Origin of the sequence: Shivajiella indica (assembly GCF_042683085.1) — a bacterium.
In the GTDB taxonomy this organism is placed as follows: domain Bacteria; phylum Bacteroidota; class Bacteroidia; order Cytophagales; family Cyclobacteriaceae; genus Shivajiella; species Shivajiella indica.
On record NZ_JBHUIV010000018.1, the window covers coordinates 117,380 to 133,738 of the forward strand.

General features: G+C 40.6%; 19 protein-coding genes. 6 read left to right on the forward strand and 13 right to left on the reverse strand.

Features of this window, described 5'->3' with window-relative positions:
* The first annotated feature begins 180 nt into the window (after window positions 1–180).
* On the forward strand, window positions 181–723 hold the full coding sequence (hslV, locus tag ACFSKV_RS13255) for an ATP-dependent protease subunit HslV (RefSeq protein WP_380803571.1): 543 nt from the start codon (window positions 181–183) through the stop codon (window positions 721–723).
* A 449-nt stretch (window positions 724–1,172) separates the two neighbouring features.
* Here the strand turns inward: hslV and ACFSKV_RS13260 are convergent, their stop codons facing one another.
* The 5 genes from ACFSKV_RS13260 to ggt all read right to left on the reverse strand — a co-directional run bounded on the left by ACFSKV_RS13260 (window position 1,173) and on the right by ggt (window position 5,927).
* Complete coding sequence (locus ACFSKV_RS13260) at window positions 1,173–1,463, reverse strand: type II toxin-antitoxin system RelE/ParE family toxin (RefSeq protein WP_380803573.1); 291 nt, start codon at window positions 1,461–1,463, stop codon at window positions 1,173–1,175.
* Window positions 1,456–1,695, reverse strand: a complete 240-nt coding sequence (locus ACFSKV_RS13265; RefSeq protein WP_380803574.1) for a ribbon-helix-helix domain-containing protein — start codon at window positions 1,693–1,695, stop codon at window positions 1,456–1,458. Before ACFSKV_RS13265 ends, ACFSKV_RS13260 begins: the two co-directional genes overlap by 8 nt.
* Window positions 1,696–2,085: 390 nt before the next feature.
* The gene (locus ACFSKV_RS13270) at window positions 2,086–3,114 is read right to left on the reverse strand and encodes a dienelactone hydrolase family protein (RefSeq protein WP_380803576.1); all 1,029 of its coding nucleotides are present in this window, start codon (window positions 3,112–3,114) and stop codon (window positions 2,086–2,088) included.
* Window positions 3,115–3,131: 17 nt separating this feature from the next.
* Window positions 3,132–4,217: an amidohydrolase family protein gene (locus ACFSKV_RS13275; RefSeq protein WP_380803578.1), complete on the reverse strand. Its 1,086-nt coding sequence runs from the start codon at window positions 4,215–4,217 to the stop codon at window positions 3,132–3,134.
* A gap of 132 nt (window positions 4,218–4,349) precedes the next feature.
* A complete protein-coding gene (ggt, locus tag ACFSKV_RS13280; RefSeq protein ID WP_380804017.1) occupies window positions 4,350–5,927 on the reverse strand; it encodes a gamma-glutamyltransferase in 1,578 nt (525 codons plus the stop codon).
* Between ggt and ACFSKV_RS13285 the strand changes: the two genes are divergently transcribed.
* The 5 genes from ACFSKV_RS13285 (at window position 5,836) to ACFSKV_RS13305 (ending at window position 9,647) form a co-directional block, all read left to right on the forward strand.
* On the forward strand, window positions 5,836–6,033 hold the full coding sequence (locus ACFSKV_RS13285) for a hypothetical protein (RefSeq protein WP_380804027.1): 198 nt from the start codon (window positions 5,836–5,838) through the stop codon (window positions 6,031–6,033). The genes ggt and ACFSKV_RS13285 overlap by 92 nt on opposite strands.
* 493 nt (window positions 6,034–6,526) lie before the next feature.
* Window positions 6,527–7,192, forward strand: coding sequence for a TetR/AcrR family transcriptional regulator (locus ACFSKV_RS13290; protein ID WP_380803579.1), 666 nt, complete (start codon window positions 6,527–6,529; stop codon window positions 7,190–7,192).
* A gap of 11 nt (window positions 7,193–7,203) precedes the next feature.
* Window positions 7,204–8,523 carry an ABC1 kinase family protein gene (locus tag ACFSKV_RS13295; protein ID WP_380803582.1) on the forward strand — a complete coding sequence of 440 codons (1,320 nt, stop codon included), beginning with the start codon at window positions 7,204–7,206 and terminating at the stop codon, window positions 8,521–8,523.
* 464 nt (window positions 8,524–8,987) lie between these two features.
* On the forward strand, window positions 8,988–9,284 hold the full coding sequence (locus tag ACFSKV_RS13300; protein WP_380803583.1) for a type II toxin-antitoxin system HigB family toxin: 297 nt from the start codon (window positions 8,988–8,990) through the stop codon (window positions 9,282–9,284).
* A gap of 3 nt (window positions 9,285–9,287) precedes the next feature.
* Window positions 9,288–9,647 carry a helix-turn-helix domain-containing protein gene (locus ACFSKV_RS13305; protein ID WP_380803584.1) on the forward strand — a complete coding sequence of 120 codons (360 nt, stop codon included), beginning with the start codon at window positions 9,288–9,290 and terminating at the stop codon, window positions 9,645–9,647.
* A gap of 170 nt (window positions 9,648–9,817) precedes the next feature.
* Here ACFSKV_RS13305 and tsf read toward each other — a convergent pair whose 3' ends face one another.
* The 8 genes from tsf to ACFSKV_RS13345 form a co-directional block, all read right to left on the reverse strand.
* Window positions 9,818–10,648 carry a translation elongation factor Ts gene (tsf, locus tag ACFSKV_RS13310; RefSeq protein ID WP_380803586.1) on the reverse strand — a complete coding sequence of 277 codons (831 nt, stop codon included), beginning with the start codon at window positions 10,646–10,648 and terminating at the stop codon, window positions 9,818–9,820.
* A 209-nt stretch (window positions 10,649–10,857) separates the two neighbouring features.
* Window positions 10,858–11,619 carry a 30S ribosomal protein S2 gene (gene rpsB / locus ACFSKV_RS13315; RefSeq protein WP_380803588.1) on the reverse strand — a complete coding sequence of 254 codons (762 nt, stop codon included), beginning with the start codon at window positions 11,617–11,619 and terminating at the stop codon, window positions 10,858–10,860.
* A gap of 45 nt (window positions 11,620–11,664) precedes the next feature.
* On the reverse strand, window positions 11,665–12,051 hold the full coding sequence (gene rpsI, locus ACFSKV_RS13320; protein ID WP_380803591.1) for a 30S ribosomal protein S9: 387 nt from the start codon (window positions 12,049–12,051) through the stop codon (window positions 11,665–11,667).
* A 12-nt stretch (window positions 12,052–12,063) separates the two neighbouring features.
* Entirely contained in the window at window positions 12,064–12,507 is a 444-nt protein-coding gene (gene rplM, locus ACFSKV_RS13325; protein ID WP_380803594.1) for a 50S ribosomal protein L13, read from the reverse strand.
* Window positions 12,508–12,628: 121 nt separating this feature from the next.
* Entirely contained in the window at window positions 12,629–13,339 is a 711-nt protein-coding gene (locus ACFSKV_RS13330; RefSeq protein WP_380803597.1) for an RluA family pseudouridine synthase, read from the reverse strand.
* Window positions 13,340–13,524: 185 nt separating this feature from the next.
* The gene (locus ACFSKV_RS13335) at window positions 13,525–14,589 is read right to left on the reverse strand and encodes a sensor histidine kinase (RefSeq protein ID WP_380803598.1); all 1,065 of its coding nucleotides are present in this window, start codon (window positions 14,587–14,589) and stop codon (window positions 13,525–13,527) included.
* Window positions 14,590–14,593: 4 nt separating this feature from the next.
* Window positions 14,594–15,283, reverse strand: a complete 690-nt coding sequence (locus tag ACFSKV_RS13340; protein ID WP_380803599.1) for a response regulator transcription factor — start codon at window positions 15,281–15,283, stop codon at window positions 14,594–14,596.
* A 148-nt stretch (window positions 15,284–15,431) separates the two neighbouring features.
* Entirely contained in the window at window positions 15,432–16,220 is a 789-nt protein-coding gene (locus ACFSKV_RS13345; RefSeq protein ID WP_380803602.1) for a DUF3108 domain-containing protein, read from the reverse strand.
* Window positions 16,221–16,359 lie beyond the last annotated feature (139 nt).

Sequence of the window (16,359 nt, forward strand, 5' to 3'; positions counted from 1 at the left end):
TTCTTGGGTTTCAATTTGAACAAATTCATGTACCATTTCTAATTTAAAAATATCGCAAAGGGAATACCCAATATCGCGTAGCAAATATCTATTTCAATCTTATTTCATCATGTTTATTTCATCTAAATCTTGCGTCTTGATTCTTGCGTCTTGCATCTAAAAAATTAATTCTAAATAAAAATGGAAAAAATAAAATCAACCACCGTTGTGGCCATCAAACATAATGGAGAAGTAGTCATTGGTGCAGATGGTCAGGCTACCATGGGCAATACAGTTGCCAAAAGTACGGTCAATAAAATCCGAAAATTGCAGGGGGGTAAAATTGTAACTGGATTTGCAGGATCCACCGCCGATGCCTTTACCCTTTTGGAAAAATTTGAGGAGAAATTGGGTGCCTTTGGGAACAATATGAAAAGGGCTGCGGTGGAATTGGCAAAGGAGTGGAGGATGGACAGGATGCTGAGCCGTTTGGAGGCGATGATGATCGTAGCGGACAGTCAGGATATTCTGATCATTTCCGGAACGGGTGATGTGATCGAGCCGGATATGGAAATTGCGACTATCGGTTCAGGAAGTATGTATGCCCAGTCTGCTGCCCGTGCGATGAAGAAATTCGCCCCTCAGCTATCTGCCGAAGAAATGGTCAGAGAAAGTTTGGGAATAGCGGCAGATGTCTGCATTTACACCAACCATAACCTGGTGGTGGAGAAAGTAGTGAAGTAGACTTTTCCTAAAAATCCCCTGTAAACAATACATCACCCGGAGTATTGAAAATTTGAAATTTACAGAAAGGCAATGACATATTAAATGGTAAGGCCTCGGCAAGCCTGATTGGCACAGACAAGCTCGGCCACCGGATAAGCAATAAATAAGAGGAGGGGGGAGTGAAATGCGGCTCTGCCGCATTTCACTCCCCCCTCCTGTAGAACCAAACCTCCCGGTCCCCGAGCTTGCCGAGGGGAATATCAAAAATCTGTCATTGGTATCCCGATGGGAGAAGTGTCTCATCCCTTTAGCTTCAAGGGATCTAAAAGCCTTCTGCAAGTCATATTTTCAGAAGGTTTTTGAATATAAAGGAGTAGCAATAAATTACTCCAAGTTCCGGGCCTATTCTACTCACATTTTGGGGCTTCAAGCGTAGGGCTGTCTACTTGATCGGCAACATTATTTTTTTATAGGACATTATTCAAATCCTGTCTGCCTACTATTGCCATTATTTCTACAACACCATCATTAGCAATTTTAAAGTATATGCTGTCTGAGCCACATACACATCGCCTATAGCCTGTTTTTATATAATCCACAGATTCAAAGGAAAATGGTTGTTGAGATATGATTTCAAAACATTCAAAAAGTGAATCAAAGTACTTATCGGCTTGTGACATGCCGAATGTCTCAACTCCATAATGGTGAATTCGAATAAGATCCTCTTTAGCTGCATTGCTTAAACGATATTTACCCATTAAGCAAAGACTTTGATTGAATTAAAATTTCTTGCTTACTGTCACTCGTGAAACCGTTTTTTTCAGCCTTTTCAATTTTAGCTTTAAGCCAATCAATCTGGACCTGTTGCTTTCGGGCCTGTCTAATTAAATCATTAATGAGTTCACTTTTGCTGGAATATTCCTTTTTGTCCACCTGGGTTTTAAGCCATTCATCATTTGGTTCCGTGAGTGAAATACTTTGCCTTGCCATATTAATTCTATTTGATGTAAAAATACACCATAAACGCATCACTTGCAAATTTCATTTATATCCTTGCCAAAGGTTTGCCCTTTGCCGCAGTGGGTGGGAAGTACTTCAAGGGAGAAAGGAATGACCTCCAAAAGTTTATGAACTTCGAACTCCTCCGATTTATGGTCCATAAGGAGATGTCAATGAAAAATGAATTTACGGGTCTAAAAAAGCCTTTTTAGATCTTTTTAGGGCTATATGCTCATTCTTATTCTACCTTCGGTATTCGATAATCTTAATTAGAAAACGGGAAATTTTAAAATTGAAATATCGGGTGAAGGATAAATATAAAAGGGTAGATCTGTTTTGGATCTTTGGAGGATTTGTATGCCAGGTATGAAATTATTCCCCCTATAACCAATCCCGTAGAAACTGTAAAATATCCGCTCTCATTTCAGCTGTTTCCTCATGTCCAACATCATAAATTTTTAATTTCCATGCTTGGGGAGCTCCGTCTTTTGCATAAATTTTCTTCAGGTTTTCATCAATGATTGACAAACCTTCCAATGGGGTAAGTGGATCAAATTTTCCTGCCAGACCAAAATGAGGCCGGGGTGAAATTAATCCGTTAATTTTTGAAGTTGAAAAGTGGTTCAATAAATCAGGAACATAATAATAAATGCCATGAAGACTGAGGTCATTTTTTTCCAAAAGCGTTTGGAAATCAGTTAAACAATTTAGATCTACCACCACTTTAATACGCTCATCCAATGCAGCAAGCCACCAAGCCATGGTACTTCCCATGGACATGCCCATAGTGGCTATCCTATCCTTATCAATATCTTCCCTGGAATCCAAATAATCCAATGCCCGCAAATTGTCATATACCATCATCCCAAAAAGCACTTGTCCTTTCCACAACATTTCTTTAAATAAATCCAATTCGGACTTTCCCGATCTCTCACCAAATCCCCAGGAATCCAAACAAAAACCCGCATAACCTTCCCGGGCCAAAGCAAAAGCATAGGGGGGCACCTGCATTTCTTTTCTGCCATAGATAAATTCATTCTTTCCCACCTCATATTGACCGAAATGAGAGTGGTTAAAAAGGACCACCGGCAACTTCCCATTGGCATTTTTTGGTTTGGTAAAGAAGGCGGGCACCTTCTCCAGTCCATTGATGTCCAGTAATAATTTCTCAATGATGACCCCATCCTTTTCTTCAGTGGATACCAATTCTACGGAAATGGGTCTTTCCCGATCCGGAAGCTTCCCCAAGAGGTCATACAGTTCTTTTCTTAAGAGGTCTTTATCTTTGATTTCATATATGTCTTCAGTCATAGGAATTGATTTGTTCTGGGAATTGGCATCAGCTATGCCAATGAAAAGAAGGATATGGAACAGGAATAATTTTAAGAAATAATAATTAGGATGTCTCATTGATAATTGCTTTCATTTTAAAATTTCTCATCCTCCATTCCAAACCATTTCACAGCATTTCGGTAATATACCTTATCCACCACTTCCTTGGGCAATTGCAAACCCTTAAATGGCTGTGTGATCAGGTCGCTTTGCATATCATGATCAGTCACGAAAAACTCCCAATCCCGTTTCCAATTTTCATCTATGCTCCTGTACAGGTTTTCCTTAGAACGCTCCCCATTATCACCCAAGTCAGTCCCGTACAAAATCCTATCCTGATACTGGATGAAAAAATTCCGGACTTTCTCCCGATCATTTGCAGTCTGATAAAACAACTGCCCCATTCTTGCAGCTAAATCCACCGCCATGTTTGGAAACCGATCAAGACGCTCTGCCAATACATCTACGCTATATTCAAGACTTCCCAAATGGGCACCAACAAATTTTAACTCGGGATGCTTTTCCAACATACGGTCCCGGGCATCCATCAAGTCCTCGTGGGAAGGCATCTCTGGTTGAAGGTACATATGGTATTGGGGATGGTTTTTGAAATAGTTGCGGTCATTTTCTGTAGTCATGGAGTCCAATGGCAACCAGCAGTTTTTGGGTTCTCCAAGATGACCCATCAAGGTTATTCCGCGCTCTTGAATGAACCTGAAAACAGGATCAAACTTTTCATCGTCTACCGAGATTAAATTTCCTGAACTGTCTCTGGAAACCATGCCTATATTTTTCCAAACCTTAACTCCCAAAGCTCCTTGTTTAAAACAACTGTCCAACCAGGAAATAACCTTCCCCTCCCAATTTTCGTCGTCCCAGTCCGAAACAGCAAAGGAAGTGATCATATCTACCGTTTTGGGAAAGGATTGATGTTGATGAAGTCCATCCCCATATTTCCTGTATACATCATTCCACCCCTTATCAACCTCTAGGCTCACATGGATTAGACGGAAATTATCGGTTATGGCCTTTTCAACAATGGCTGACCTTTCTGTATCAATATGAACATGGGCATCGATTTTCCTGACCTTCGAAAAGTCCTCAAGCGAGTACCATTGTTCATTTTGGCTGCAGGCGCTTAGCATCAAAAGTAGCATACAATATAAGACATATGTTTTCATGATTTTTTTTAGGGATAAAGGATTATCTGTAATTCGGGGGATTAATAAAGCCATTGTTAATATAGCCAAAGCGTTAGCTCTTGTGTCGGGAAAAACCACACCCGCCTGCCGGACGGGCAGGTGTGCCATTCCTCAATACCCTGCTGCCTGTCCGTCTTTTCTGGACTCTGAAGCACCGATATAGACTTTGTTGACCTTGTCGTATAAGATGGCCTGGTAGCCTCCAAAAGGCCCGACACTGTACTCTACCCGATGTCCCATCTCTTCCAGTTTGCGGATGACTTCATAGGAAAAGCCGCTTTCGAGATTCAGTGATCCACCGTTTGTCATCTTCGAGCCTGTGGGCTCGGAGCTTCCGTTGTGCCGCATCCGCGGTGCATCTCCGGCTTCCTGTAGATTCATGCCAAAATCAATCAGATTGACCACAATCTGCGTATGTCCCTGAGGCTGTACCGAACCCCCCATCAGACCAAAACTGATGTAAGGCTCCCCGTTTTTGGTGATAAAGGCAGGAATGATGGTGTGAAAAGGTCGCTTGCCTTTTGCCAGTGAATTCCAATGGTTTGGATCCTGGACATTGAACTGTTGTCCGCGGTTTTGCAGCACAAAACCCAAGCCGTCAGGAACCATGCCCGATCCAAATTCATCATAAATGCTCTGGATAAAGGAAACCATATTGCCTTCATTGTCCGCCACCGTAAGGTAGGTGGTGTTGCCTTTTTCGATTTCACCGGCAGGGTAGGCCATAGCGGCCTTGTTTGGATCGATGAGTTTCCGACGTTCGGCGGCATATTCTTTGGAAATCAATTTTTCCAGGGGAATTTGATTGAAAGCCGGATCGGCATAGAATTTTGCCCGGTCTTCAAAAGCCAATTTTTTGGCTTCGGTCAGCACATGGAGGTATTCCGCGCTTCCAAAGCCCATGGATTTGATATCGTAGCCTTCGAGGATATTCAGCATTTGTAGGACGGCGATTCCCTGTCCATTGGGTGGGAGCTCCCATACGTCGTATCCCCGGTAGTTGGTGCTGACAGGTTCCACCCATTCGGAGGTATGCTTTTTCAGGTCTTCATAGCGGAGATAGCCTCCGTTTTCCTTCATAAACCGGTCGATGGTTTGTGCGATTTGGCCTTCATAAAAAGCCGAACGGCCTTCTTTGGCAATCATGGAGTAGGTTCTGGCCAGGTCTGGATTTTTGAAGACTTCTCCTTTTCTCGGGGTATTTTGGCCATTGGGCATGTAGGTTTTCCGGAAACCGGGAATGTCCTGCATTTTTGGATAAGCACCGTCCATTTGCCAGGCAATCACTTCGGTGACGGGAAATCCATTGTTGGCATAGTCGATGGAAGGCTGGAGGATTTCCTGCATGGATAGTTTCCCAAAGCGCTTGTGCATCTCAAACCAGCCGTCCACACAACCGGGAACGGATACGGGCAGTGGCCCCAGCAGGGGTACATAATTCAGGCCTTTTTCTTTAAAAACTTCCATCGTCAGCAATTCAGGAGCACGGCCGCTTCCATTAAAGCCGTAGAGCTTTTTGGTTTTGGCGTCCCAGATGATGGCAAAGACATCTCCTCCGATTCCGCAGCCATTGGGTTCGACCAAGCCCAGCATCGCATTGGCGGCGATGGCGGCATCCATGGCCGAACCGCCTTTTTTTAAGATATCCAAGGCCACGAGTGTGGCCAGGGGCTGGGCGGTGGCAGCCATGCCATTTTGCGCGATGACTTCAGATCTGGTTGTAAATGTTTTTCCGGTGACCCTGTCTTGGGCCCAAGTAGCAGTAGCAAGGAAGGACAAAGCGAAAAGGGAGTAAAGATGTCTCATAAGGAAATCAATAGCTTTGCTATATTAAATAAGTCCATAGATTGTTCCAAGGGAAAGTTTTTGAGTGGTAGAAGAACTCTCAGGAAATCACTCGGACCAAAAACCGTTTTAGGCTTATTCGCTTAGGTTTTTTCGATGTAATGCAGTGGTTCCGTCGGACTGCTTTGTAACTGCTTCTTTGTCGCATTTTGCAGGGACGGAATTTTTGTTCAGTCGAATTTCTTATTGAATAATGGTGATTCAGGGCTTGGTCTACAGGGAAACACAGCATGGGGAAGCATTCTCTTCATACTTGATCCTGCTTTCACTTTAATTTTTTTTTCTAGGCTCCGGTTCAATTAAGCATTTTCAAAGCGCTCCTTGGATGCAATAGAGGCATGGTATTTAAAACTAAAAAATTTTCCCATAAACATCCTGATTTTTACAGCTTTTCTAAACTTCATATCCCTTTTCTAGGTTATATCAATAGAAAATAAACCAACATGGAAAATACAACTGCAAAAAAGGCAAGTAAGGCAGATCCAAGAGTCAAAATCATCAATGGATATATAGAATATGTGCTGGAACAAGGTCAGGAACCGGTTTCTATTTACAAATTTGCCAAGGAGCTTAAAATGAAGGAAGAGGAGTTTTATGCTTATTTCACCTCATTTGATGCAATCAAATCAGCAGTATGGGGCAAATTATTCGATACTACCATTCAGAACCTGGAATCCCAAGAAGTATTTAAGGAATACAGTGCCAGAGAGAAGCTGCTGGGCTTTTTATTTACCCTGGTAGAAGAATTGAAAAAAAACAGGTCTTACCTACTGTCTCTGTATGCAGACCACAAAGACCTGAAAAAACTGCTTCCCAAAGAGGTGAAAACCTTCAAATCCAAATTCAAGGATTTTGCCAATGAAATTATCCTTGAGGGAAAAGAAACGGATGAAATAGCCAGTAGACCTATCATCTCCGATAAATATGATGAAGCGCTTTGGCTGCAGGTTTGGTTTGTCTTTCAATTTTGGCTGAATGACAGTTCTCCGTCATTCGAAAAAACCGATGCAGCCATTGAAAAGTCAGTCAACCTGGCCTTTGACCTCATGGGAAAGAGTGCCCTGGATACCTTTATTGATTTCGCCAAGTTTTTATATCAAAACAAATAATACAGGAATATATGGAAAGAAGCGTAAAGGAACAGCAGAGTATTCCTGTTTCCAAAGTGCAGCGCGCTGCCAAATTTATCAGTACAGGAGCCAAAGTAGGAGGGAACTATGTGAAGCACTATGCCAAAAAGGTAGTGAATCCCTCCATTTCCAAAGAAGAACTTCACAATAATAACGCAGAGGATATTTACAATTCCCTGAGTCAGTTAAAGGGATCTGCCTTAAAAGTGGCCCAAATGATGTCAATGGACAAGAATATCCTGCCAAGGGCCTACCAGGATAAATTTACCATGGCGCAATACAGTGCTCCTCCATTGTCTTATCCACTGGTGGTAAAAACATTTCAGAAATACTTTGGTAAGTCTCCGGAACAGATGTATGATACCTTTACCAGATCTGCAGTGAATGCGGCATCCATCGGTCAGGTGCATCAGGCTACTTTGAAGGGTAAAAAACTTGCCATTAAAATCCAATATCCTGGGGTAGCGGATTCGGTAAGTTCAGACTTGAAACTGGTAAGACCATTCGCTCTGAGGTTGCTCAATATGAATGAGAAAGAGCTGGACCATTATATGGAGGAGGTTGAGGGAAAACTTATCGAAGAGACAGATTATGTGCTGGAAGTGCAGCGCTCAAGGGAGATTTCTTCAGCATGTTCGAATATTCAGGATCTTACTTTCCCCAACTATTATGAAGCACTCAGTTCAGACCGTATCATCACGATGGACTGGATAGAGGGCAATCATATCAAGGAATGGTTGGAAACCAATCCAAGCCAAGAGGAAAAGAACAGGATCGGTCAGGCACTCTGGGATTTTTACCATCATCAGGTGCATAACCTGAAGCAATTACATGCCGATCCACATCCCGGTAATTTTATTATCCAGGATGATGGCAAGTTGGGAATTATTGATTTTGGCTGTGTCAAAATATTGCCTGAGGATTTTTATCACGGCTACTTTTCCCTGATTAAAAGGGATCTTTTGATCAATGAAGAGGAACTGAATGCGATTTTCTATGGTCTGGAGTTTATCAGCGATAAAGACACCGAAGAGGAGAAGGTTTATTTTAAAGGAGTGTTTAAAGAAATGATTTCTTTGTTAGGAAAACCATTTCATGCAGAAAGTTTTGATTTTGCAGATGACAGTTATTTCGAACAGATTTTCAAATTAGGAGACAGGATTTCCAATGACAAGATGTTCAAAAAATCCCGGCAGGCAAGAGGATCCAGACATGGACTGTATATCAACAGGACCTATTTTGGATTGTACAATCTCTTAAACCAGCTGCAGGCCAATGTCAAGACCACGAAGCCCCAGTGGCTGGAATAGTATAGAGTAGTTGTTTAATTCACCTTCGAAGCCACCTTGGATTACCGGGGTGGTTTTTTAGTTGAAATTCTTTTTGTATCACAGAGATTCACTGAGGAGGCACGGAGGTCCACAGAGGGCAGGTCTGAAGGGTCGTCCTGTATGAGCCCTGTATGCAGTCCCGGATGAAAACCGCATGTCCAGCTCCTGAGATATGAAGGACCGATTTTTTTACCATCAGAAGTATTTGAAAGAATTTTTTTAATCTAAAACAGATCGGCCCTTAAGGCCTCTGATTTACTTTTCCCTTATTTACCCATATTTCTTAAAGCGGTAGTCTGGGTTATCACAGATCCGCCTTTCAGGCTTTCAATTCATCTAAAACCCGTCCTTAAAAAATATGCATAGAAATAATAGAATTGATTTCCAAAATATGTAAATTTGTTTTGAAATATGGAATTATAAGTAATGATCTATATGCGTTAATGAGAATAATCACATTTAAGCGGATTCAAGAGTTTTCGGAAAAACATGCTGATGCTGGAATTCCATTAAGGTTCTGGTATGCATCAGTAAGTAAAAAGGAATGGACTTCACTTAGCGATATAAAAAAAGATTTCAATTCTGTAGATTATGTAGGCAATCATCGTTTTGTTTTCAATATCAAAGGAAATAAATACAGGTTGGTTGTCATCATTTCATTTAATGCGAAGAAAGTGTATATCCGATTTATCGGTACCCATGCCGAATATGATAAGATAAAGGACATCCAAAATATTTGAACCATGATTAAGTCTGAAAAAGAATATAATGCGCTTCTTGAAAGGATCGAAGAATTGCTTTCCAACCCTGATAACATTGAAAACGCTGAATCAAAAGGCTATTTGGAATTAAATATTCTTTCTGATTTGGTGGCAGATTATGAAGAAAGGCATTATTCCATACAGCCACCTTCATTGGCAGAATCAATCAAACTTCGAATGCAAGAAAGAGGATTAAGTCAGAAAGCCCTCGCTGAGTTTCTTGGAGTAAGTAGCTCCAGAATCAGTGAATACCTAAATGGGAAAAGTGAGCCAACCCTTCAAATCGCCAGGGAGATAAGCAGGAAATTAGATATTGATGCTTCTATTGTATTAGGTATTTGAGCTTTTCAAAGATGATTGAGGTGCTAAGTTGAATAAATACCTTCGACTATGCCGCGGCGCACTCAAAGGATAAAAAAAGCTGACTCCTCTCGAAGTCAGCTTTTTAATCTATTATCTTAAGTTCCCGAAATACTTCGGGACAAGCTTTAAGTCTTATATCTAAATAAGAATTATCCGATAGAAACTCTCTTGAATGCAGACACAGTCAATCCTTTGCTCACACCGTCAAGGTATTGGGCGATGGATTTGCTGTTGTCTTTCACAAATGCCTGGCTCAACAAAGTGTTTTCTTTGTAGAATTTCTGCAATTTTCCCAAAGCGATTTTTTCCAACATTTCTTCAGGCTTGCCTTCTTGTCTGGCCTGCTCTTTACCTACTTCTATTTCTCTCTGTACGGTAGTAGCGTCTACTCCGTCTTTGTCAACCGCAACAGGGTTCATGGCAGCAATCTGCATGGCAACGTCTTTACCAGCTTCTTCAACAGCAGCACCATTTACTTTAACAAGGGAAACCAAAACACCTAATTTGCCATTAGAGTGGATATAAGGAACTACCGCTTCTCCTTTGACTACTTCGTAGTGAGAGATTTCGATTTTCTCACCGATTTTACCGGTCATCTCTACGATTTTGTCGGCAACAGTGATGTTATCAAATGGAAGGGCAAGGATTTGCTCCACTGAGGTTGCAGCATTTTTGGTAGCCAGGTCCAATAAAGTGTTTGCAAAAGCAACGAATTCCTCATTCTTAGCTACGAAGTCAGTTTCACAGGTCAAGGAAAGCAATGTTCCGGTAGTTCCGTCAGCACTTACGGAAGTTACGATAGTACCTTCTTTAGTTTCACGGTCAGCTCTTGAAGCTGAAACTTTCTGACCTTTCTTTCTAAGGATGTCAATAGCTTTTTCAAAATCTCCTTCTGCTTCGGTAAGGGCTTTTTTACAGTCCATCATACCTGCTCCGGTCATTTGTCTCAGTTTATTTACTTCTTGTGCAGTTATAGCCATTTTTTTAGTCAATTTATGATTTTAAACTTTTTTCTCTTTTTGGGAAAAACCTTCAAGGTTTAGTTTTATAAGACCTTCGAGGTTGAGGTGTAGTTCTAGATTTTCTTTGGGTATTGGTTGAAAACCTCAAAGGTCTAGTAGAAACAAAAAATTGAACACAGGGATGAGCCTTATGTTCAATCTTTTGTAGTCATAAAATTTAAAGTGGATTACTCTTGTGTGTCCGCGTCCACAGCTCTTTTTGCTTCTTCCTCTTCAGAAAGTTTAGCTTCTTCTTTGTCTTTTTTCCTTTCAGAAAGACCTTCTTCAATAGCTGTTCCAAACGCTTTCACCAACAAAGAGATTGATTTATAAGCATCATCATTGGCTGGGATAGGGAAATCTACCTCGTTAGGGTTAGAGTTAGTGTCCACCAATGCGAATACAGGGATACCAAGCTTTTGTGCTTCTGCGATAGCGATATGCTCTCTTTTGATGTCTACTACAAACAAAGCAGCCGGTAATCTGGTCAGGTCAGCAATACCGCCCAATACAGATTCCAATTTCTCTCTTTGTCTGCTGACCATCAGACGCTCTTTTTTCGCAAGGTTCTTGTAAGAATCTTCTTTCATCATCTTGTCGATGGAAGACATTTTCTTCAAGGATTTACGAATAGTAGCAAAGTTGGTCAACATACCACCCAACCATCTTTCGGTTACGTAAGGCATGTTCAGTCTTCTTGCTTCCTCAGCTACCAAATCTTTCGCTTGCTTCTTAGTCGCAACGAACATGATTTTTTTACCTGAGCGAACGATCTGCTTGATTGCGTTGGATGCTTCTTCGAGGCAAACAAGCGTTTTGTTTAGGTCAATGATATGGATACCGTTCTTCTCCATGAAGATATACGGAGCCATTCTTGGATCCCACTTTCTCGTCAAGTGTCCGAAATGAACACCAGCATCCAGTAAGTCTTTATATTCTATTTGTGCCATTAATAAATAATATAGTTTCGATATAAAATTCGAAGTAAATCCAGATTAACGTTTAGAGAACTGGAATCTTCTTCTTGCTTTTCTACGTCCTGGTTTCTTACGTTCTACCATTCTAGGGTCACGGGTAAGGAAACCTTCTTTTTTCAATGCTGATCTGTGTTCTGCATCAAATTCGCACAAAGCTCTGGAGATCGCCATTCTGGCTGCCTCGGCCTGTCCTTTGATACCACCACCATCAACATTGATTTTGATGTCATACGAACCATCAACTCCTACTAGAGCAAGAGGTTGTTTGACAACGATCTGATGCAAATCGAATGGGAAGTAAACGTCGATCGGTCTGTTGTTGACAGTGATCTCACCTTTTCCCGGCTTCATGTAGATTCTTGCAACAGATGTCTTTCTTCTACCGATTGTATTGATAATTTCCATGAACTGCTAAGATTAGAATTTTAATTCTTTAGGTTGCTGTGCTGCATGAGGATGCTCAGAACCGTTATAAACGTAAAGGTTTCTGTACAACTCTCTTCCCAATTTGTTTTTAGGAAGCATTCCTCTGACAGCTTTTTCTACCAGGATTGAAGAAGACTTCTGCTTCAACAATTTTGGTGTAGAAATACGCTGACCACCTGGGTAACCGGTATGACGAACATATACTTTCTCGTCCATTTTTCTTCCGGTCAACCTAACCTTGTCTGCATTGATGACAATCACGTTGTCTCCGCAGTCCACGTGAGGGGTGTAGTAAGGCTTATGCTTACCCCTCAGGATTCTTGCAACCTCACTGGCAAATCTACCTAGAACTGCAGCCTGGGCATCCACTACCACCCAGTTCTTTTCTACAGTCGCAGCATTTGCTGATTTGGTCTTGTAGCTTAATGTATCCACTGTGTAAATGTTTAATTATTAGCTTGTTAAATATATTTCACCCTCAAAAAGGGACACAAAGATAGAAGTAATTTCTTTTTATTGCAAAAGAAACAACATTATTGCCCACATTTTCTATGAGTTAGCGGTTTTTCTCCAGTTGTTTGACCAAAACTTCTAAGTCTTTTGGATAAGGAGCCTGGACTTCAATCCGTTCTCCATCCATTCCTTCAAAGCCAATGGCATAGGCATGGAGCGAAACACGCTGCATGATGGGCAATTCATCAGTGCCTTTTTTGAGATTAAACCGCCTTTTTAAGGCAGATAAATAAAGAGGCTTTCCTCCATACATCTCATCCCCACAGATCGGTGACTTCAGATGGGCCAGATGGACCCGGATCTGATGCAATCTACCGGTAATGGGCTTGCACTCAACCAGGGAATAGGCATGATAAGTTCCCAGGGTGTTGAAGATGGTTTGGGCAGGTTTACCTTCCTTGGTTATCTTGGCGATACCTTTATTGGTTGCCTGGATGTTGCGGTCCACCAATACATTGTTGTATTCATGAATACCTTCAACTACTGCATGATAGACTTTATTGACTTTTCTGTCTTCAAACTGGATGGCGATGTTTCTATAGGCCTCCGGGTGTTTGGCTATCACAAGACATCCGGAAGTTTCCTTGTCCAATCGGTGACACACCTGGGCATCAGGGGTGTATTCTTTGGCCAGGTCCAGAATATTTTGCGCCTCGTGCCTGTCATCCAATGTCGATAAATAGGGAAGCTTATTGATGACAAGGTAATCCTTGTTTTCAAACAGAATCAAGTCCTTAAAATCAATTTTCTTCATGCAGCTTCAGCTCCCAAATAGGGGCGCAAAATTAGAAAATTAAATCAAGGGAAAGAAATATTGCCAAAAGAATATTTTGATATTTAACTCAGCGAGTCTTTATCAAGTCCTGAAAAAACTAGACACTTTTTCTTTTAGACCTTTTAGTACGCTGAGGAGCACTCAAAAGTCTTGCTTCTTGTCCCCTACCTAAGGGTAGGCAAGCTTGTCTCTAACTTCTCCAAAGGCAATTCAAAACTAAAAATAGAGCCTTTTCCAAGCGTGCTGCTTACTGAAATTTTACTTTTATGGCCTTCCAAAATATGTTTGACAATGGCCAGGCCCAAACCTGTTCCTCCGCCTTCTCTGGACCTGCTTTTATCCACCCTGTAAAATCTTTCGAAAATTCTTTTCAAATCGTCAGGAGGAATCCCTTTTCCATTATCCTTTACTTCTACTGTGATATTGTTTTTGTGTGTTTTCAGATTTACCTGTACTTCTCCTCCGTCATTATTGTATTTGATGGCATTGGAAATCAGGTTTTGACAGACCCTGAAAATTTTGTCCTTATCTGCGAAAGTCCGGAATGTTTTATCTTTTTCATAAGAAAACCGGATATGCATCTTCCTCTTTGAAGCCTTTTGTTCCAATTCTTCGATGACCTCTAGGATGACTTCCTTTAGGTCAAAAGATTCAAAATTAAATTTCACTACCCCACTTTCCATCTGATTCAGTGTCAGTAAATCCTGAACTAATTTGTCTAAAGCGTTCAGGCTTTTAGCGGCTCTTTTCAGGAATTTCAAACGGACAGATTTATCATCTACTGCACCGTCCAGAAGCGTGTGTATATATCCCTGTGCCGCAAAAATAGGTGTCTTGAGTTCATGGGATATGTCCGCTATAAACTCCTTTCGGAATTCCGCATTTTTTTGGAGTGCCTCAATTTCCTTATTTTTGGATTGGGCATATAGGTTGATTGATTTATTGATTTTCCTTAGTGGAGAGATGGAGAGTTTGTCTGACTTATCCGGAATGTTGGAATAGTCTTTTTTTTGGATTTTTTCAAAAACCCCATAAATGTTACTGATTTCCTTGAAAATCAGAAATTCTAAGGTAACCTGCATCAGGATATAAGAGACCGAAAATGATATGCCGCCTGCTACCAATAGAAGGGCTGGGGTGGCATCATCCATCAAAAGCAAAAAAGCAACTGTCAGGGCTGAAATGGCTACAGCCAACACCAAAGAGATCCCCCGGGAAGTTGTTAGCATATTGTTAACTTAAGTCGAACTTATAACCTACTCCTTTTACAGTAGTGATATAATCTTCGCCTATTTTTTCTCTCACTTTTCTAATATGTACATCCACCGTTCTGGCCAGAACAAATACATCCGCTCCCCAAATATTTTGCAAAAGATCATCTCTACTGAAGACCATATTAGGGTTTTTGGCCAGGAAATACAAAAGTTCGAATTCTTTTTTGGGAAGGGTGATGGTTTTGCCTGCTTTATCAATGGTGTAACTTGATCGGTCAATGACCAGGTCCTTGATTTTAATCTGGGTAAACTCCTGTTCTTTTTTCGATTCCCTTCTGAACAAAGCAGCAATTCTGCTCATAAGGGCCCTGGGTTTGATGGGTTTGGTAATATAATCATCCGCTCCAACATCAAATGCAGCAACCTCTGAATATTCTTCAGACCTTGCAGTTAAAAATATAATGAATGAGTTTTTCAACTCTGGAATTTCCCGCATCTGCCTACAGGTCTCTACGCCATCCTGATTTGGCATCATGATATCCAGGAGTATGACATCCGGTAGAAATTTGGATGCAATTTTCACTGCCTTTATGCCATCCTCAGCGGACTCCACCTCATAGCCTTCTTTTTTAAGATTGTAGGTTAATATATCTACAATATCAGGCTCGTCATCAACTACTAAGACTTTTATTTTCGTTTTATCACTCATTAGAAATAGCGTTTATGTTTCGCTAATATGATGCTAATTTAGAGAAAGACCTCACATATTATAATCATCCAATAGAACTGACATGAAAATACAACATAAAATTTTTATTGGACGCTTTAATATTAACTCATTGTTATTTTAAGTTCAATTAATTATTACGAAGGCCATTGGTATCAATAATTTCCATATCCAAAGAACCCACCACCAATTTAGCTTTTATTTTAACAGGTATTTTATTGTTATCATTTGTTACCCATACTTTCACAGGTTGTTCACCCCTAAATATTTTGTTTTTTGGGATAACAGGTGAAAACACAAATGTTTCAAAGCTTCCTATTTTGGTTTTTATTGATTCTTTTCCTTCGTATAATAATTTTAAATGGTATACTTCTTTGTCAAAAAAACCTGTGAGGGTAACTGAATCACCCTTTTTTAATTTTTTCAAGTCCATTGTTCTTAAAAAATAAAATCCAGAGACTATATCCTGAACATTGGAAGGTATTTTATATTCTTTGGTATCTACCAAATGTTTGTTCTCCCTATCGTATAGCATCACATGGGCCTTGTTCTTTTCATGGTCAAATAATACCTGTTCATGTTTCCTGTATTTGCCTTCCTCTATATGGCGGTAAGACTGGTAAGGGATGATTTTAGTAGTATCGAGATAACTCCCCCAATTGTCTTTCACATAAAACAATTTAAAAATTCCCAGGGTTTCTCCATACACATCAATTTTATATGTGGGTTTGTTATCGATGAACATGACCTGAGGGGCAATGATCATTTTTGCCTCTGCGGCGTCCAAAAATCCATAACTCACCTTAAAAGTCAATTCTTCACCGGTATGAAAAGATGTGTTCTTTTGGGCAAAGCCATGTGTTCCATCTATCCATAAAAAAAATGTGACAATTACTGACTTTAATAAGTGATTTTTCATTAAATTGAGTTTTCGACTGAAAGCTTTTCAAACTTTATTCCAATATTAGCAAAATATTGAAGATGCCTGATTTTTGGTGCCAAAAAGTAATTACGTAAACTTTTTTGGAAGAGTTGGGACTCCAATTATGTATGATTAA